The sequence below is a fragment of the Methylorubrum sp. B1-46 genome (assembly GCF_021117295.1).
Classification (GTDB): Bacteria; Pseudomonadota; Alphaproteobacteria; order Rhizobiales; family Beijerinckiaceae; genus Methylobacterium.
Genome location: NZ_CP088247.1, coordinates 692,431 through 709,014, shown reverse-complemented (window position 1 = coordinate 709,014; position 16,584 = coordinate 692,431). Strand labels below are relative to the sequence as shown.

At 69.0% G+C, this 16,584-nt stretch carries 19 protein-coding genes; 6 read left to right on the top strand and 13 right to left on the bottom strand.

Translation table 11 applies throughout. The features are described 5' to 3' along the window. The first annotated feature begins 5 nt into the window (after positions 1-5). The 3 genes from LPC10_RS03465 (at position 6) to LPC10_RS03455 (ending at position 3,714) form a co-directional block, all read left to right on the top strand. Complete coding sequence (locus tag LPC10_RS03465) at positions 6-1,862, top strand: ABC transporter ATP-binding protein (RefSeq protein ID WP_231345473.1); 1,857 nt, start codon at positions 6-8, stop codon at positions 1,860-1,862. 17 nt (positions 1,863-1,879) lie between these two features. Then, complete coding sequence (locus LPC10_RS03460) at positions 1,880-3,301, top strand: MATE family efflux transporter (RefSeq protein WP_231345472.1); 1,422 nt, start codon at positions 1,880-1,882, stop codon at positions 3,299-3,301. Between the two features lie 65 nt (positions 3,302-3,366). Then, positions 3,367-3,714 (top strand): DUF3140 domain-containing protein, encoded by a 348-nt coding sequence (locus LPC10_RS03455; protein ID WP_231345471.1) that lies wholly within the window; start codon positions 3,367-3,369, stop codon positions 3,712-3,714. A gap of 120 nt (positions 3,715-3,834) precedes the next feature. Here the strand turns inward: LPC10_RS03455 and mtnA are convergent, their stop codons facing one another. From mtnA to LPC10_RS03415, 8 genes are all read right to left on the bottom strand, one after another. Further along, positions 3,835-4,932, bottom strand: a complete 1,098-nt coding sequence (mtnA, locus tag LPC10_RS03450) for an S-methyl-5-thioribose-1-phosphate isomerase (RefSeq protein ID WP_231345470.1) — start codon at positions 4,930-4,932, stop codon at positions 3,835-3,837. 66 nt (positions 4,933-4,998) lie between these two features. Then, the gene (locus LPC10_RS03445) at positions 4,999-5,193 is read right to left on the bottom strand and encodes a type II toxin-antitoxin system HicA family toxin (RefSeq protein ID WP_231345469.1); all 195 of its coding nucleotides are present in this window, start codon (positions 5,191-5,193) and stop codon (positions 4,999-5,001) included. 86 nt (positions 5,194-5,279) lie between these two features. Next, positions 5,280-5,507, bottom strand: a complete 228-nt coding sequence (locus LPC10_RS03440; RefSeq protein WP_231345468.1) for a DUF1902 domain-containing protein — start codon at positions 5,505-5,507, stop codon at positions 5,280-5,282. A gap of 79 nt (positions 5,508-5,586) precedes the next feature. Then, positions 5,587-5,790, bottom strand: coding sequence for a DUF1902 domain-containing protein (locus LPC10_RS03435; RefSeq protein ID WP_108938702.1), 204 nt, complete (start codon positions 5,788-5,790; stop codon positions 5,587-5,589). 103 nt (positions 5,791-5,893) lie between these two features. Beyond that, entirely contained in the window at positions 5,894-7,489 is a 1,596-nt protein-coding gene (gene serA / locus LPC10_RS03430) for a phosphoglycerate dehydrogenase (protein ID WP_231346950.1), read from the bottom strand. A 172-nt stretch (positions 7,490-7,661) separates the two neighbouring features. Next, entirely contained in the window at positions 7,662-8,837 is a 1,176-nt protein-coding gene (locus LPC10_RS03425) for a phosphoserine transaminase (protein WP_231345467.1), read from the bottom strand. A 174-nt stretch (positions 8,838-9,011) separates the two neighbouring features. Further along, positions 9,012-9,734, bottom strand: coding sequence for a tRNA (guanosine(37)-N1)-methyltransferase TrmD (gene trmD, locus LPC10_RS03420; RefSeq protein ID WP_231345466.1), 723 nt, complete (start codon positions 9,732-9,734; stop codon positions 9,012-9,014). A gap of 54 nt (positions 9,735-9,788) precedes the next feature. Then, positions 9,789-10,073: a hypothetical protein gene (locus LPC10_RS03415; protein ID WP_231345465.1), complete on the bottom strand. Its 285-nt coding sequence runs from the start codon at positions 10,071-10,073 to the stop codon at positions 9,789-9,791. Positions 10,074-10,199: 126 nt separating this feature from the next. On the opposite strand from LPC10_RS03415, the gene LPC10_RS03410 reads away from it, so the two are divergent. Together LPC10_RS03410 and LPC10_RS03405 are read left to right on the top strand one after the other, a co-directional pair. Continuing rightward, a complete protein-coding gene (locus tag LPC10_RS03410) occupies positions 10,200-10,931 on the top strand; it encodes a class I SAM-dependent methyltransferase (RefSeq protein WP_231345464.1) in 732 nt (243 codons plus the stop codon). A gap of 231 nt (positions 10,932-11,162) precedes the next feature. After that, complete coding sequence (locus LPC10_RS03405; RefSeq protein WP_231345463.1) at positions 11,163-11,957, top strand: DUF4239 domain-containing protein; 795 nt, start codon at positions 11,163-11,165, stop codon at positions 11,955-11,957. 54 nt (positions 11,958-12,011) lie between these two features. Here LPC10_RS03405 and rimM read toward each other — a convergent pair whose 3' ends face one another. From rimM to LPC10_RS03380, 5 genes are all read right to left on the bottom strand, one after another. Beyond that, the gene (gene rimM / locus LPC10_RS03400) at positions 12,012-12,686 is read right to left on the bottom strand and encodes a ribosome maturation factor RimM (protein WP_231345462.1); all 675 of its coding nucleotides are present in this window, start codon (positions 12,684-12,686) and stop codon (positions 12,012-12,014) included. A 207-nt stretch (positions 12,687-12,893) separates the two neighbouring features. After that, positions 12,894-13,256, bottom strand: coding sequence for a 30S ribosomal protein S16 (gene rpsP, locus LPC10_RS03395; RefSeq protein ID WP_012452566.1), 363 nt, complete (start codon positions 13,254-13,256; stop codon positions 12,894-12,896). Continuing rightward, positions 13,256-13,603, bottom strand: a complete 348-nt coding sequence (locus tag LPC10_RS03390; RefSeq protein WP_231345461.1) for a chorismate mutase — start codon at positions 13,601-13,603, stop codon at positions 13,256-13,258. The genes rpsP and LPC10_RS03390 overlap by 1 nt, the downstream gene beginning before the upstream one ends. Then, on the bottom strand, positions 13,600-15,162 hold the full coding sequence (gene ffh, locus LPC10_RS03385) for a signal recognition particle protein (RefSeq protein WP_231345460.1): 1,563 nt from the start codon (positions 15,160-15,162) through the stop codon (positions 13,600-13,602). The genes LPC10_RS03390 and ffh overlap by 4 nt, the downstream gene beginning before the upstream one ends. Before the next feature lie 16 nt (positions 15,163-15,178). Beyond that, complete coding sequence (locus LPC10_RS03380; protein ID WP_231345459.1) at positions 15,179-15,400, bottom strand: glutathione S-transferase; 222 nt, start codon at positions 15,398-15,400, stop codon at positions 15,179-15,181. A 342-nt stretch (positions 15,401-15,742) separates the two neighbouring features. On the opposite strand from LPC10_RS03380, the gene LPC10_RS03375 reads away from it, so the two are divergent. Next, positions 15,743-16,207 (top strand): hypothetical protein, encoded by a 465-nt coding sequence (locus tag LPC10_RS03375; RefSeq protein WP_231345458.1) that lies wholly within the window; start codon positions 15,743-15,745, stop codon positions 16,205-16,207. Positions 16,208-16,584 lie beyond the last annotated feature (377 nt).

The following is a 16,584-nucleotide window of genomic DNA, read 5'->3' as shown; positions in this document are numbered from 1 at the left end:
GCATCATGTTCCTCGATTGGCTCGAGCGCCGCATCGATCCGTTCGCGCCCTTCGACGACCGGCGCATGCCGCCGAAGACCGTGCTGGGCTTCGCCGGCTTCTACCTGCGACCGATCCGCTCCGCGCTCGTGGTGCTGTTCGTCATCGCGGTGGTGGCCGGCGGCATCGAGGCCTCGCTCTACCTCCTGCTGCGCTGGTTCATCGACCTGATGAACGCGGCCGACCGCACGACCGTGCTCTCGGACAACGCCGTGCCGCTGACGCTCGCCGCGTTGCTGCTGCTCGTGGTGCGCCCGCTGGCGGCCTTCCTGCATGAGCTGGCCTCGAACCAGCTCATCGTGCCGCAATCGACCAACCAGATCCGCTGGCGCACCCACCTCTACACGCTCGGCCACTCGCTCTCGTACTTTCAGGCGGATTTCGCCGGGCGGCTCGCCAACCGCACGGTGCAGGTCGGGCCGGCGGTGCGCGAACTCGCCGTCGTATTCATCGACACTCTGCTCTACGTGGCGATCTACGCGGTCACGGCCATCGGGCTGTTCTCCTCGATCTCGGTTTGGCTGGCGCTCCCCGTCGTGGCCTGGGTCGCGGCCTATGCCGCCCTGACGGCGTGGTTCGTACCGCGCGCCCGCAAGCGCTCGCACCTGACCGCCGAGACCCGCTCGACCCTGATCGGCCGGGTGGTCGACAGCTACACCAACATCATGACCGTGAAGCTGTTCGCCCGCGACCGCGAGGAGCGCGCCGCCGTGCGCGATGCGGTCGAGACCCATACGAAGGCATATCTGCACCAGTTCCGGCTCACCACGCTGACGACAAGCCTGCTCGCGGCTCTCAACAGCCTGCTCCTGTTCACCACCGCCGCCGTCTGCTTCGCCCTGTGGCAGCGCGGCGCCATGACGACCGGCGAGGCGTCCGCTGGCCTCGCGCTGATCCTGCGGCTGATGGCGATGTCGGGCTGGGTGATGCAGACCGTGCGCGGCGTGTTCGAGAATGTCGGCGTGATCCAAGAGAGCATGCAGACCATCGCCCGGCCGCACGGCCTGACCGACGCGGCGGGGGCCACGACGCTCCACGTCACCGGCGGCGACATCCGTTTCGAGAACGTGGATTTCCACTACGGGCGGGGCGACGCCAGCATCATTGAGGATCTATCCTTCCATATCCGCCCCGGCGAAAAGGTCGGCCTCGTCGGTGTCAGCGGTGCCGGCAAGAGCACCATCACCGCGCTGCTCCTGCGCCTGCACGACGTCGAGGGCGGGCGCATCCTCATCGACGGGCAGGACATCGCCGGGGTGACGCAGGATTCGCTGCGCGAGGCCATCGCCATGGTCAGCCAGGACACCTCGCTGCTGCACCGCTCGATCCGCGACAACATCGCCTACGGTCGGCCCGATGCCACCGACGCGGAGATCGAGCAGGCGGCGCGGCTGGCGCATGCCCACGACTTCATCCTCGACCTCGTCGATCACAAGGGTCGGCGCGCCTACGACGCCCATGTCGGCGAGCGCGGGGTGAAGCTCTCGGGCGGCCAGCGCCAGCGCATCGCCATCGCCCGCGTCATCCTCAAGGACGCGCCGATCCTGATCCTCGACGAGGCGACGAGTGCCCTCGACAGCCAGGTCGAGGCGGCGATCCAAGAGGCGCTCGATACGCTGATGGGCGACAAGACCGTGCTTGCCATCGCCCACCGGCTCTCGACCATCGCCGCCCTCGACCGTCTGATCGTGCTCGATCACGGCCGGATCGTGGAGGAGGGCACCCATGACGAGTTGATCCGCCGGGGCGGCCTCTACGCCGACCTATGGCGGCGCCAGTCCGGCGGCTTCCTGGGGGACCGGGCGCCGGCTCCGGCCTCCTGAGCAGCTGCGATGGTCCTGTGACGTCTGCACCGAGCCTCGCGGCGACCGGCCTCGATCGGCCGCCGACCTCGCCCTGGTGGGATGAGCTGCGCGCGACGCTGAAGCTGTCGGCGCCGCTCGTCCTCATCAACCTCGCCCAGCATGGGCTGGTGGCCTCGAACGCGGTGCTGCTCGGCCGGCTCGGCGCCGAGCCCATCGCCGCGGGCGCGCTCGCCACCAGCCTCTACCTCTTGCTGTTTATCGGCGGCATCGGCCTCACCTCGTCCGTGGCGCCGCTGGTCGCGGAAGCGGTCGGCCGAGATTCGGGTGCGGCGGCGTCCGGCGCGGTGCGGCGCACGGTTCGGGCGGGGCTGTGGGTCGGTTTCCTCGTCACGCTGGTGCTGATGCCGGTGCTCTGGTTCACGGAGGATCTTCTTCTGCTGCTGCGCCAGGAGCCCGCGGTCGCGCGCGATGCCGGCACCTACATGCGGGTGCTGCAATGGTGGATGTTCCCGGCACTCGCCTTCATGGTGCTGAAGGGGGCGCTCGCCGCGCTGCAGCGGCCGGGACCGCCGCTCGCGGTGAGCCTGATCGCCCTGCCGCTCAACCTCGCGCTCGGCGCCTTCCTCGTCTTCGGGCCGCCGGATCTCGGCATCGCCGGCGTGGCGCTCGGCACCGTGCTCACCGAGTTCCTGGCGCTCGCCGCCCTGGTGCTGGTGATCCGGCTCGACCGGATCCTCCACCGCCACCGGATGTTCGCCGATCTCTGGCGGCTCGATACCGAGCCCCTCGCCCGCGTGGTGCGGGTCGGACTGCCGATGGGCGTGGCGGGGATCGCCGAGGCCGGTCTGTTCGAGGCGGCCACGGTGGCGATGGGCACCTTCGGCACGGTGCCGCTCGCCGCCCACGCGATCACGCTCCAGATCGCCGCGACCTGCTTCATGGTGCCCAACGGCATCGGACAGGCGGCCACCGTGCGGGTCGGCCGTGCCTACGGCGCCGCCGACCGGGCAGCCCTGCGCCGGGCGGGCGCGGTCGCACTCTGGCTCGGCTTCGGCTTCATGGTGGCCTGTGCCCTGGTGCAGCTTCTCGCGCCCCGCACGCTCATCGGCCTGTTCCTCGATGCCGGTGCGCCGGGCGCGGCAGGCGTGTTTCCCGTGGCCGCCGGCTTCCTGATCTTCTCGGCCCTATTCGCGATCTCGGACGGTGTGCAGTCGGTGGCGCTCGGTGCCCTGCGCGGCCTGCAGGACACCAAGGTCCCGATGCTGATCGCTCTGTTCGGCTACTGGGGCATCGGCGTGCCGCTCGGTGCGGCACTCGCCTGGGGTGCCGGGATGGGCGGGTGCGGCATCTGGGCGGGCTTCTGCGCCGGCCTTCTCGTCGTCTCGGTCGCCCTGGTGATCCGCTGGCGGCGGCTGAGCGCGGGCCGGGCACGCGGCCCAACCGCGCAGGCGGGGTGAGAGCGGAACCGCGCCTGAAGAGCGCCTGTTGCCGCCCCGACGAGAGCGGAAGGACGACAGGCGCCATGGCCCAGACCGACGATCACGAGACGATCTGGAAGGACTTCAAGGACGCGGTGAACATGACCGCCTCGGCTCTGGAGAAATTCCTGGCATCCGAAGAGAGCCGGTCGGTCGGGCAGAAGAAGGACGGCGGCGAGGCCACCGGTCACAAAGAGGGCCGCCGCATCGTCGAGATCCTGCACAAGAAGAAGGCCGATCTCAGCGACGACGACTACGCCCACATGGAGAAGGTGGTCGGCTACGTCCACCGCCACCTCAAGCAGGGCGGGCCCGAGGACAAATCCAAGATGAAGGACTCGCCCTGGCGCCTTTCGCTGATGAACTGGGGCCACGATCCGCTGAAGGATTGAGGCCCCGTTCGCGTGTCATGCCAAATCCGGCTGATCCCCTCGGGATGGCGGATTTGGGCCTCGCTCAAGAGCCGCGCGGGCTTGCTGGTCCGATCCCCGCTTCGATCAAGCGGGGCCGGATCAGGCGGCCTTGCGCCGCTCGGGATAGAGCCCGGCCAGACCCTCTTCGGTCGCCTCACAGACACCGCGCTCGGTGATGATGCCGGTGACGAGGCGGGCGGGCGTCACGTCGAAGGCCGGGTTGGCCACCGGGCTGCCCGGCGAGACCACGGCGACCGTGGCGAAGGCGCCAGCATCGGTGCGGCCGGTGAGATGGGTGACCTCGCGGGCGTCGCGCTCCTCGATCGGGATATCGCGCACGCCGTCCTGGAGGGTCCAGTCGATCGTCGAGAAGGGCAGGGCCGCGTAGAACGGGATGCGGTTGTCGGAAGCTGCCAGCGCCTTCAGGTAGGTGCCGATCTTGTTGCAGACATCGCCCGAAGCCGTGGTCCGGTCCGAGCCGACGATGCAGACATCGACCTGTCCGTGCTGCATCAGGTGGCCGCCGGCATTGTCGGCGATCACGGTGTGCGGCACGCCGTGGGCGTTGAGTTCGAAGGCGGTCAACGCCGCGCCCTGGTTGCGCGGCCGAGTTTCGTCGACGAAGACGTGGATCGGCACACCGGCATCGTGCGCCACGTAGATCGGCGCCAGCGCCGTCCCCCAATCGACCGTGGCGAGCCAGCCGGCGTTGCAATGGGTCAGCACGTTGACCGGTCCGCTCTTCTTCGCGGCGATCTCGGACAGGATCGCGGCGCCGTGCTCGCCGATGGCGCGGCAACTCGCAACGTCCTCATCGGCGATTCTTGCCGCTTCCGCGAAGGCGAGCGCCTCGCGTTCGGCCTCCGGCGCCCGGCGCAGCAGGACGGCCATCCGGTCGAGCGCCCAGCGCAGGTTGATCGCGGTCGGCCGCGTGGCAACGAGCGTCGCGGAGGCCCGTTCGATCCCCGCCTCGCTCGCATCCTCCCGCATCGCCAGCGCCAGTCCGTAGGCGGCTGTGACACCGATCAGCGGCGCGCCGCGCACCACCATGGTGCGGATCGCCACAGCCGCGTCATCAAGGCTCGTCAGGCGCTTGAGTTCGAAGGCGAAGGGCAGCCGGGTCTGATCGATGACCGTGACGGCGCGACCGTCGGCCTCGGGGAAGATGGTGCGATAGGGCTGTCCGTCGATCTTCATGGGGTGCTCGCGCATCGGATTTCGCTGGACCGCTCCAAAAAAAGAGTTTGAAGGGCCGACGATGGATCAGAAGGATTTTGGCAGACCCGCTTGCTTCAGGATGCCGTTGGCGGTGTGGCGTGATTTGATCGCACCGTCCACAATGACTTTCCTGCCTGTAGCGTCATTTCGCCAGACCTCGTGATCGCCGCGGCCGCTTTGGAAAAATACATAGCCCTGCTGGCGCAGCAGTTTTTTCAAAGCCGGAGTGTAGTCGGTCACCTGTCGCTGTCCCTGCGAAGCACTCGGTGTCCGACATTGGCACAGGTTGGCGCGACGGTGCGTTAACGCTGCCGCAACCGGTCCTGTCAGGCGGCTTGCACCCTCACACGATCGTGGGCGTAGGCGATCAGATCGACCTCGATATCCATTGCGGTTTCGACCTCGAGAAGATCCTGGATCATTCCCGGCAACTTGCAGCGAAGGGCGTCCAAGGTGGTTGCCTCGGTCACGAGGCCCGGCACATCGGAGTCCTGCACGAACCACACGTCGGCCTCGTCGTCCCAGGCGCAGCGTACGACAACGTGCCGGTTCATCGGAGAATTCCTCATGGTCGGCCGGAGGATGACGGCGCAACGCGCAGCACGCAATCCCTCCGGCCAGTGATAAGTGCCTTCAGCGGGCCACTCGCTCGACGTAGATGTCGATATAGGCGCCGTCGTCGAGGCCGAGCAGGTCGCGGATCATGCCGGGCAGCTTGCACAGCAGGGCCGGCATGGTCGGCGCCTCGGTGGCGAGGCCCGGCACCGGCGAGTCGTGGACGAAGAAGACGCCGGCAGCCTCGTCCCAGGCGCAGCGGACGGTGACTTTGCAGCTCATCGTGCGATCCTCATTCTCAAGGGGGAGGGCGGACGGCGCCGTCGGCGCCGTGCCGTTCGGGGGTGAGGCGGCGGGGGCTGCCTCCGCCGGGGTCGGAGCGGCCTCAGAACCGGACGGGGCGAACACGCTTCACCTGCGGGATGGCCTCGATCGCTCTCAGCACCTCGGGGGACACCTCGGCATCCACCGAGACGAAAGCGACGGCAGCACCCCCCTTCGATTCGCGGCCCATCGCGAAGGTCCCGAGATTGACGCCGGCATCGCCGAGCACCGACCCGAACCGGCCGACGAAACCGGGCCTGTCGTGGTTGCGCACGTAGAGCATCAGTGGCGCGAAGGGCGCGTCGATGTTGATGCCCCGGATCTCGATGACCCGCGGTTTGCCGTCGTTGAAGACGGTGCCGGCGGCATCCCGCGTCATGTCCTCCGCCTCGACCGCGATGCGCACCACCGACTCGTAGTCGCTGGCTCCGCCCTCGCGCTTGATCTCGTCGACGACGATCCCGCGATCCCGCGCGATCACCGGGGCCGAGACCATGTTCACCTCCTGCAGGATCGGGCGCAGCACCCCGGTCACCGCCGCCGAGGTCAGCGCGCGGGTGTTCATGGCGGCCACCGCACCCTCGTAGGTGATGCGGATGCCCTTGATCGGCGCTTCCGTGAGCTGGCCCAGGAACGAGCCGAGTTTCTCGCACAGCGCAACGAACGGCTTGAGGCGGGGCGCCTCCTCGGCCGAAATCGAGGGAAAGTTGACGGCGTTGGTGATGGCGCCTGTCAGCAGGTAATCGGCCATCTGCTCGGCGACCTGCAGCGCCACGTTCTCCTGCGCCTCGGAGGTCGAGGCGCCGAGATGCGGCGTGCAGATCACGTTCGGGTGGCCGAAGAGCGGGTTCTCGATCGCCGGCTCTGTGACGAAGACGTCGAGGGCCGCGCCCGCCACATGGCCGGAATCGAGGGCGGCGCGCAAAGCCGCCTCGTCCACAAGGCCGCCGCGGGCGCAGTTGACGATGCGCACGCCCCGCTTGGTCCGGGCGAGGTTCTCCGCCGAGAGGATGTTGCGGGTCTTGTCGGTGAGCGGCACGTGGAGCGTGATGATGTCGGCGCGTGCCAGCAACTCGTCGAGTTCGACCTTGTCCACGCCGATCTCGACGGCGCGCTCTGGCGTCAGGAAGGGATCGTAGGCGACGACCTTCAGCTTGAGCCCGATCGCCCGGTCGGCGACCACGGCGCCGACATTGCCGCAGCCGACGACGCCGAGCGTCTTGCCGGTCAGCTCGACGCCCATGAACCGGTTCTTCTCCCACTTGCCGGCCTGCGTCGAAGCGTCGGCGGCGGGGATCTGGCGGGCGAGCGCGAACATCAGCGCGATGGCGTGCTCGGCGGTGGTGATCGAGTTGCCGAACGGCGTGTTCATCACGATCACGCCTTTGGCGGTCGCCGCCGGGACATCGACGTTGTCGACGCCGATGCCGGCGCGGCCGATCGCCTTCAGCCGCGTGGCCTGGCCAAGCAGCTTGCCCGTCACCTTGGTGGTGGAGCGGATGACGAGGCCGTCATACTGGCCGATGACGGCGGCCAGCGCGTCCTTGTCCTTGCCGAGGCCGGGCTGGAAATCGACCTCGATACCGCGATCACGGAAGATCTGGACGGCGGCCTCCGACAGGGCGTCGGAGACGAGGACCCTGGGTTTGGCGGTGATGGGTTGGGACACGGGAGCACCTCGCGTCGTGCGCGCGCGCAGGATCGCTTCCTCTCGGGAGAGGCATGGCCGGTCGTCGCGTCGCGCGGGAATCAAGACCGGGAGATCGCTGGAGCGCGTCGATAAGCAAATGGCCGGTCTCATGACCGGCCATCGTGACGTCTTCAGACCTTCAGGCTGCCGCGGCGGCGAGTGCCGCCTTCTCCTGGGCGAAGGCCCAGTCGAGCCAAGGCGTCAGCGCCTCGATGTCGGAAGTCTCGACGGTCGCCCCGCACCAGATCCGCAGCCCGGCCGGCGCATCGCGATAGGCGCCGAAGTCGAAGGCCACGCCCTCACGCTCGAGGCGGCTGACGATCCCCGCGGCGACGGTCTTGACCACGGCGTCGCCCTTGGCGAGCACGTCCGGGTCGGTGATCACGAGGCACACGCCCGTGTTCGAGTAGGTCGCCGGATCCACCGCGAGGTGGCCGATCCAGGGCGTGCGCGCCACCCACGCGTGGACCGCACGGGCATTGGCGTCGGCCCGCGCATGCAGCGCGTCGAGCCCGCCGATGCGCTCGGCCCATTTCAGGGTGTCGAGGTAGTCCTCGACCGCGAGCATCGAGGGCGTGTTGATGGTGTCGCCCTTGAAGATGCCCTCGATGAGCCGGCCGCCCTTGGTCAGGCGGAACACCTTCGGGATCGGCCAGGCCGGCGTGTGGCTCTCCAGGCGCGCCACCGCGCGCGGCGAGAGGATCAGCATGCCGTGCGCGGCCTCGCCGCCCATCACCTTCTGCCAGGAATAGGTGACGACATCGAGCTTGTCCCACGGCAGCGGCATCGCGAAGGCGGCCGAGGTCGCGTCGCAGATGGTGATGCCTTCGCGGTCGTCGGCGATCCAGTCGCTGTGCGGGACCTTCACGCCGGCGGTGGTGCCGTTCCAGGTGAAGACGAGGTCGTTCTTTTTCGTGTCGATGGCGTCGAGCTTGGGCAGGATGCCGTGCTCGCCGACATGGACGATCGGATCGATCTTGAGCTCTTTCAGGGCGTCGGTGACCCACTCGGCACCGAAGGAATCCCAGGCCATGACCTCGACGGTCTTCGGTCCGAGCATCGACCACATCGCCATCTCGACGGCGCCGGTGTCAGATCCGGGGACGATGCCGATGCGATAGTCGGCGGGCACGCGCAGAACCGTGCGGGTGAGCTCGATGGCCTCGGCGAGCTTGGCCTTGCCGGCGGCCGAGCGGTGTGAGCGGCCGAGCGCCGCGCCGGCGAGGGCATCGAGGCTCCAACCGGGACGCTTGGTCGTGGGGCCGGACGAAAAGTAAGGCACGCGCGGGCGCGCGGCGGGCATTTGAACCGTCATGTCATCCATCCTTCCAGATGGTTGCCTCCCGTTGGGGGGAGGTGTCCCGCTGCGGTAAATGACGGATCGCGCACCGCAAGGCAAGCAGCTTTTTCAAGGATTCGGGTACGCGTGTGCTGCAAGCAACGGACCGATCGTTCAGTTCTCGAAAGAATAGCGAGCAAAAAGATTCATCTAAGGTTCGTCCCTCTGCAGCAGGTCGGGCCGGCGCGCTTGCGTCAGCGCGCGGCTTCGCTCGGACCGCCAGCGGGCGATGGCCGCATGGTTGCCGCCCATCAGCACGTCGGGGATCGTCCGCCCCTCCCAGTCCCGCGGCCGGGTGTAGTGCGGGTATTCGAGCAACCCGCCCTCGAAACTCTCCTCGACGCCCGAGGCGTGCTTTCCCATCACGCCGGGCAGCAGGCGGACGCAGGAATCGATCAACACCAGCGCTGCGATCTCGCCGCCCGACAGAACGTAATCGCCGATCGACACCTCTTCGAGCTGGCGCGCCTCGATCACCCGCTCGTCCACGCCCTCGAACCGGCCGCAGACGAGGATCGCGCCCGGTCCCTCGGCCAGTGCCCGCACCCGCGCCTGCGTCAGCGGTTTTCCGCGCGGCGACATGAGGAGGCGTGGGCGGAGATCATCCGGGCCTGCCGCGGCGTCGATCGCCGCCCCGAGGACGTCGCAGCGCAAGACCATTCCGGCGCCGCCGCCGGCCGGCGTGTCGTCCACGCTGCGGTGGCGGCCGAGCCCGTGCTCGCGGATCTGGCGCGGCTCCAGGCTCCACGTGCCGCGCGTCAGCGCATCGCCCGACAGCGAATGGCCGAGGGGACCGGGGAACATCTCCGGGTAGAGGGTCAGGACCGTGGCCCGCCAGGGGGCCGACGTCCCGGGATCGACGGGCGCGCTCATGCCGCTTGATGGCGGTGCGCGCCGGGCTGGTCAATGACGGCGGCGCCCCGCCGGTCAGCGTCGGGTCAGAGGCGGACGCCGCTTCGGTTCGGCCTGACGATGGCCCTTGAGGGGGCGCCGGGCCTGGGAGTGCAGGCGGCGATCCGGCCGGGCCGCTTCACGGCCGGCCGCGGGATCGGCAGAAGGCTCGGCCATCGGCTCCGCCGGCGGGCGCGTCATGCGGCCGAATGGGTCGGGCTTTCCCAGCGGAATGCCGACCGTCGCGCCGGGGAAACCCTGCGCCAGCGCCGGGGGGACGGGAAGCGCGAGGAGAGTGAGGAGGAGGATCGGGCGGCGCATCGCGTCTCGCTTTCGGATGTCGGTTCGAGCCTGTCCCTTGCAAACGGGGGAGCCGACCGCGGGTTCGGTGCGCGGCCGAGGCGCGCGGGGTGGGCACGTTTGTCCGCGCCGGGACTTATCCGGGGCATGACCCGCTTCGCCGCCTTCCTCCTCCTGCTGACGCTGCCGGCTTCTGCCGCCGAACCGCTGGCCGCGGCCGGCGCGCCGGCCGAGCGCTTTCCGAAGCCCGACCGACCTGTTGCCGAGATCGTGGCGCCGCAATGGGCGCATGAGGGGCAGCGCGATCGGGCCGACGAGGTCGGGCAGGTCGCGCGCCTGATGCGGATCGCGCCCGGTGAGACGGTGGCCGATGTCGGCGCCGGAAACGGCTACTACGTGTTCCGCCTGAGCCCGCGGGTCGGGCCTCAGGGGCGCATCCTCGCGCAGGATATCACGCCGGATTACCTCGCCGATCTGGAGCGGAGAGTAGCCGAAGCGCGTCTGCCCAACGTCACCGTCGTGCGTGGCGAGGCGCACGACCCGCGCCTTCCGCCCGGCTCGGTCGATGCGGCGGTGCTGGTCCATATGTACCACGAGATCGCCCAACCCTTCGGCCTGCTGTGGAACCTTGCCGCCGCGATGAAGCCCGGCGGTCGGGTCGGGATCGTCGATGCCGATGCGATCCCCTCCCGCCACGGCACGCCGCCGAAGCTCCTGCGCTGCGAACTGGCGGCGGTCGGCTATCGCGAGGTCTCGATGACCCGGCTGAAGGGCGGGGTCGGCTATCTCGCGGTGTTCGAGGCGCCCGCACCCGACCGCCGCCCCGAGCCGGAGGTGATCCGGCCGTGCCGGGACGAGGCCACGCGCGCGCGGCGCTGACAGGCCCTTGGGGCTGATAGCGTCCGTGCCGACGTCCGTCATTGCGAGGCGAAGCCGTGGCAATCCAGGGCTCCGCAGGATCCGGAGCGCCCGCGCTCTGGATCGCTTCGGCGTCGCTTTGCGATGACGAGGTGCGACGAAGGGAACACCGATCGCCGCACGCCATGCCTTTACCGAATCGGAGGAATTGATCGGCCAGGCTGGCGACCCCGTCCTCGCGATCGATCCGGTATGATTCTCGGCCTCTGGCTCGACCAACCCGTCTGGCTAATGTTCACGCTCCTGGCGGGCGTCTTCCTCGCGATCTGCGCGGGGTTGAGTCTGCTCACCAACCTGCCCTGGACCAAGGGGGGTGTGCGCCGGCTCGCGACCGGCATCGTGCCGCCCTATATCGCCGTGGTCGCAGTGCTGCTCGCGCTGCTGACCGGCTTCGTCGCCAACGATGCCTGGGAGCGCCAGCGGCAGGCAAGCCGCGTGCTGCAGGCCGAACGCTCGCACGCGCTCGCGGTCTACGATCTCAGCATCGCCTCGGCGCCCGACATGAGCGGCCTGCGCACCGCGCTGTTCGCCTATCTCGAGGCGGTGGTGACGGAGGAATGGCCGTCCATGGCCGCGACCGGAGCCTCGGCGCCCAATGCAGGTCAGGCGCTCGGCCGCCTTCTCCAAGTGGCGGCCGACCCGCGCAATGCCAAGGAGGCGGGGGAGGCGACCCATGCGGCCCTTCTCGACGCGGTGATGCAGCTCCGCTCGGCTCGCAGCGAGCGCCTCGCCCTCAGTTCCGCTCGCAGCGATGAGAGCAAGTGGCTGACGCTCCTCGTGCTCGCCGTCCTGACGCTGACGGCGATCGCTCTCGTCCATTGCGAGCGCCCGTTGGCGCAAGGTGCGACGCTATTTCTATTCTCCGCCGCGATGGTGACGACGCTGGGCGTGGTCGCCCTGCACGAGCGCCCGTTCGACGGCCCCCTCGCACTATCGCCCGAGCCGATCCGCCTCGCCCGCGCCGCGATGGAGGCGGGCACGCGCTAAAGCACAATCCCGAAAGGTGGGCGCCGGCTTTCGGGATGATGCTGTAATCGCCGATCAGCCCGGATCGTCGGTGGGCTTCGGCCCCGGCGGGGCGAACAGGTCTTCAGGCGGATCGGCGACGACCTTTCCGCCCGCGAGATCGAGGCTCGGCACGAAGGCCTTGGTGAAGGGCAGGAGCGCGGTCGGGCCGCCGGCCGCCGGGCGGATTTCGAGCAGGTCGCCGCCGCCGTAATTCGGCACGGCCACGATGGTGCCGATCACGGACCCGGTGCCGTCCTCGACCGTGAGGCCGATCAGGTCGGTGAGGAAGAACTCGTCCTCGTCCTCGACGTCTCCTAGGCGCTCGCGAGCGATGGCGAGGGTGACGCGGTTAAGGGCTTCGGCGCCGCTGCGGTCGTTCACGCCTTTCACCCGCACGATCAGCAGATCGGAGGATCCGCCGGGGGCGGGACGGACGTCATCGAGTTCGAGGGTGCGGCCGTCGGAGGCGCGCAAGGGGCCGTAGCCCGCGATCGCCAAGGGCTCGCCGGTATAGGATTTCAGCCGCACCTCGCCATGCAGTCCGTGCGGCCGGCCGAACTCGCCGAGCAGGACGAGGCCCGGATCGAGCGAGGCGGGCGGGGCGGGCTTGGCGCCCTGCGGTTTGCGGGCCGAGGTGACGGCCTCCGGCGCGAGGCGGTCGGCGGGCCGCGCAGGTCCGCGCGATGACGATCCGGGGCGGCGGGCCATGCAGGGTGCCTCGATGACGGCGCGTGTGTCCCTTCCTCGGGGAGGAAAGGCGTGGAGGCGGGGCGGCGCTGGCAGAGGCGCAAGCGGTGCCTCTTGCGCGACCCCACCCCCTGGTCCCTCCCCACCCAGATTGGGCTTGCCCGCTCCGGGCAGATCAGATCGGATCTCGGGCAGGCCCGAGATCCGCGGGGAAGGCGAGCGATCGGCTTAGGCCGCGGCGTCTTCGGCCGGGGCGGCAGCCTTCTCGGCGCGCTTGGCGGCGCGCTCCTTGGACTTCTCGCCGGGCTCGGCCTTCTGCGGGTTGTTGCGGGCCGGGCGCTTGGCGAGGCCGGCAGCGTCGAGGAAGCGCAGGACGCGGTCGGTCGGCTGGGCGCCCTTGGCGAGCCAGGACTGGATCTTCTCGTTGTCGAGCACGATGCGGGCCGGATCGTCCTTGGCCTTCATCGGGTCGTAGGCGCCGACCTTGTCGATGAAGCGGCCGTCGCGCGGGGCGCGGGCATCGGCGACGACGATGCGGTAGTAGGGGCGCTTCTTGGCGCCGCCGCGGGTGAGACGGATCTTGAGGGACATCAGTCGTTCCTTTCGGTGTCGTGTGTCTGAGTGGTGTTGTGATCGACGCTTTCGGCGATCGTCCGGTGGTGCCGAATGACTTCCTTGACCACGAAGGCGAGGAACTTCTCGGCGAAATCGGGGTCGAGCTTGGCTTCGACCGCGAGATTTCTCAGGCGCTTGACCTGACGCGCCTCCCGATCCGGATCGGAGGGAGGCAGGCCCTTACGGGCCTTCAACTCGCCGACCCGCTGCGTGCAGCGGAAGCGCTCGGCGAGGAGATGGATGAGCGCGGCATCGAAGTTGTCGATGCTCTCGCGCAGTCTGGCCAGCTCGGGATCGACCCCTTGGGCGGACAGAAGCGTCATTTCTTCTTACCCGGCAGGAAGCCGCCCAGGCCCGGCAGCTTCGGGCCGCCGAGCCCTGGCAGGTTCGGCATCTTGCCGCCGCCGAGCCCCCCCGGCATCGGCGGCAGCTTGCCGCCGAACTGCCGCTCGATCTCGGCGATCTGCTCCGGCGTCGGCTCGGGCATCCCCGGAGGCATCTTCATGCCCCCCGGCAGCCCGCCCGGCATGCCGCCGCCGAGCCCGAACATGTTGCCCAACGCCTGGCCGATGCCGCCGCGCTTGCCCGATCCCATCGACTTCATCATGTCGGCCATGGTCCGGTGCATCTTGAGGAGCTTGTTGATCTCCTCGACCTTCACGCCGGCACCCGCCGCGATGCGCTTCTTGCGGCTGTTCTTGAGGATGTCGGGGTTCTTGCGTTCGCCCGGCGTCATCGATGAGATGATCGCGCGCTGGCGCTTGAACATCTTCTCGTCGAGGTTGGCACCCTCGACCTGCTTCTTGATCTGCCCCATGCCGGGCAGCATTCTCATCAGGCCGCCGATGCCGCCCATCTTCTCCATCTGGGCGAGCTGCATCGACAGGTCTTCGAGGTCGAACTTGCCCTTCCGCATCTTCTCGGCGGTGCGCAGGGCCTGCTCGTGGTCGATGGTCTCGGCCGCCTTCTCGACGAGCGAGACGATGTCGCCCATGCCGAGGATGCGGTTGGCCACCCGCTGCGGGTGGAATTCCTCCAGCGCATCGACCTTCTCGCCGACGCCGACGAGCTTGATCGGCTTACCCGTGACGGCGCGCATCGAGAGCGCCGCACCGCCGCGGGAATCGCCGTCCATGCGGGTCAGGACGATGCCGGTGACGCCGAGGCGCTGGTCGAAGGCGCGGGCGGTGTTGACCGCGTCCTGGCCGGTGAGCGCGTCGGCCACCAGCAGCACTTCGTGGGGGTTCGTCGCCGCCTTCACCTCGGCGGCCTCGTTCATCAGGCCTTCGTCGACCGTGGTGCGGCCGGCGGTGTCGAGCATCACCACGTCGAAGCCGCCGAGCCGGGCGGCCTCCATGGCGCGCCGCGCGATCTGCACCGCCGACTGACCGGCGACGATCGGCAGGCTCTCGACCTCGACTTGTTTTGCGAGAACCGCGAGCTGCTCCATCGCTGCCGGGCGGCGCGTGTCGAGGGAGGCGAGCAGGACGCGCCGCTTGTCGCGGCTCGACAACCGCCGGGCGATCTTGGCGGTGGTGGTCGTCTTGCCCGAGCCCTGAAGGCCGACCATCAGGATGGCGACGGGGGCCGGCGCGTTGAGATCGACAACGCTGGCATCGGTGCCGAGCATCGCGATGAGCTCGTCGTTGACGATCTTCACGACCATCTGGCCGGGCGTCACCGACTTCAACACGACGGCGCCCACCGCCTTCTCGCGCACCTTGTCGGTGAACGAGCGCACCACTTCCAGCGCCACGTCGGCTTCGAGGAGCGCGCGGCGCACCTCGCGCATGGCGGCGGTGACGTCGGCCTCGGTCAGCGCGCCGCGGCGCGTCAGACCGGAGAGGATGCCGGAAAGGCGGTCGGAAAGGCCTTCGAACATGCGGGTTCAGAGGTCCTTACTGGTGAAGGCCGGCATTGGCCACGCGGCGCGCGCGCAGCGCGTCCTCGAAAGCCGCCACCGCGCGAGCGAACTTGTCCCGGCATTCCGCGTCGCAGAAGCCGACGGTCGCGCCGTTATAGAGGGTCAGCGCCTCCGGCACGATCGGCTTGCCCGACCATGGGCAGAAGTCGTTGACCGCATCCTCGATGCGAAGGGGCGTGTCGTTCGCGGGCGCCATGGCAGGGCTCGTTTGACGCTTCGACGAAGTCACGGCAACGACAAGGGCGCCCGAGGGCGCGCACGCGCTGTCGGGCGTTGACCTCCGGCCTCTCGGGCCGGTCGGCGGCTCATCGTGACGTTCGAACGTCGAAATGGAGCCGGGCGGATAGGCCCTGGGCTGCCTCAAGTCAATCCCGCGACCGCTCCCGCCGGTCGATGCTGAAGCAGGGCCCGCCCGCGGATCGACGCACGATTGTGCCCGAAACGCACGTAAGCGGACGGTTAAGTTTTACCGTTCGTTAAGCATGTTGGGCTCTGATGCTCGGCAACGCACCGCTGGAGGTGCCCGAGGACTACCCCGATGTCGGAACCCGCGCGACAGGCCCCATCCCCCGAGACCGGACTCCGGTCCTCGGCCAGCACCGCGCCGCTGCGCGACTGGCTCGCCATCATGCGTGCGACGGTGTCGGAGACGAAGCCTGCCGAGACGCAGGAGGCCGAGCCCCTTCCAGTCGAGGCGGACATCGAATCGCGCAGCGCCGCCTGGTCGCCCCGCCTCGTTTCCGCCGCCGCGAAGTCGGCCGAGGCCGCCGACGAGGACGTGGCCGAGATCATGGCCGAGAACATGATGCTGAAGGCGCGGCTCCGGATCGAGGCCGAGCGCCGCGATGAGCTTCAGACCATCCTGGCCCAGGAAATCCGCGAGCTGCGCGCTCACATCGCCGAGGAAGTCGGCAAGATGGAGGATCTACGGAGCGAGCGCGACCTCTGGCGCGCCCGCTGCGAGGCACTGGCCGCGCCCCTGTTCCAGGTGCAGCCGCGCTGAGCCGCTTTCAGAGTACCACACAAAACTCCCGGTCACCCACCGTTCCCGGTCTGGCGAGGACAGTGCGGCGGGCGCTTTGTGAGAGACACTCAGACGCCGAACATGCGAAGGGCCGCCCCATGGGGCGGCCCTTCCATTGTCGAACCGGTCAGTCCGACGAAACCTGTCATGATCCTGCGAATGCGTTAGGCGCACACGCCGGAGGTAACGGTCCAGGCCTTGGTCGTCGGCGACGGCTGATGACAATGAGACACTGGATCACCTCCTTTCGTTCGTTGCGGGTGAGCCCAAGGTAGGGAGGAATTCCCCTGGGCGAAAGACCCTCGACGGCCGAACCGGTGCGTTGTCTCGCCGCGGTGCACAAAATGCATCGCCGC

Excerpts from the sequence above, each read along its gene's own strand:
- rpsP (WP_012452566.1), bottom strand. The coding sequence starts at position 13,256 with ATGTCCCTCAAGATCCGTCTCACCCGCGGCGGCGCCAAGAAGCGCCCC.
- LPC10_RS03455 (WP_231345471.1), top strand. The coding sequence starts at position 3,367 with ATGGCCCAGACCGACGATCACGAGACGATCTGGAAGGACTTCAAGGAC.
- LPC10_RS03375 (WP_231345458.1), top strand. The coding sequence starts at position 15,743 with ATGTCGGAACCCGCGCGACAGGCCCCATCCCCCGAGACCGGACTCCGG.
- LPC10_RS03415 (WP_231345465.1), bottom strand. The coding sequence starts at position 10,073 with ATGCGCCGCCCGATCCTCCTCCTCACTCTCCTCGCGCTTCCCGTCCCC.
- LPC10_RS03435 (WP_108938702.1), bottom strand. The coding sequence starts at position 5,790 with ATGAGCTGCAAAGTCACCGTCCGCTGCGCCTGGGACGAGGCTGCCGGC.
- LPC10_RS03410 (WP_231345464.1), top strand. The coding sequence starts at position 10,200 with ATGACCCGCTTCGCCGCCTTCCTCCTCCTGCTGACGCTGCCGGCTTCT.
- LPC10_RS03405 (WP_231345463.1), top strand. The coding sequence starts at position 11,163 with ATGATTCTCGGCCTCTGGCTCGACCAACCCGTCTGGCTAATGTTCACG.
- mtnA (WP_231345470.1), bottom strand. The coding sequence starts at position 4,932 with ATGAAGATCGACGGACAGCCCTATCGCACCATCTTCCCCGAGGCCGAC.
- rimM (WP_231345462.1), bottom strand. The coding sequence starts at position 12,686 with ATGGCCCGCCGCCCCGGATCGTCATCGCGCGGACCTGCGCGGCCCGCC.
- ffh (WP_231345460.1), bottom strand. The coding sequence starts at position 15,162 with ATGTTCGAAGGCCTTTCCGACCGCCTTTCCGGCATCCTCTCCGGTCTG.
- LPC10_RS03380 (WP_231345459.1), bottom strand. The coding sequence starts at position 15,400 with ATGGCGCCCGCGAACGACACGCCCCTTCGCATCGAGGATGCGGTCAAC.
- trmD (WP_231345466.1), bottom strand. The coding sequence starts at position 9,734 with ATGAGCGCGCCCGTCGATCCCGGGACGTCGGCCCCCTGGCGGGCCACG.
- LPC10_RS03425 (WP_231345467.1), bottom strand. The coding sequence starts at position 8,837 with ATGACGGTTCAAATGCCCGCCGCGCGCCCGCGCGTGCCTTACTTTTCG.
- LPC10_RS03390 (WP_231345461.1), bottom strand. The coding sequence starts at position 13,603 with ATGACGCTTCTGTCCGCCCAAGGGGTCGATCCCGAGCTGGCCAGACTG.
- LPC10_RS03465 (WP_231345473.1), top strand. The coding sequence starts at position 6 with ATGTTCCTCGATTGGCTCGAGCGCCGCATCGATCCGTTCGCGCCCTTC.
- LPC10_RS03440 (WP_231345468.1), bottom strand. The coding sequence starts at position 5,507 with ATGAACCGGCACGTTGTCGTACGCTGCGCCTGGGACGACGAGGCCGAC.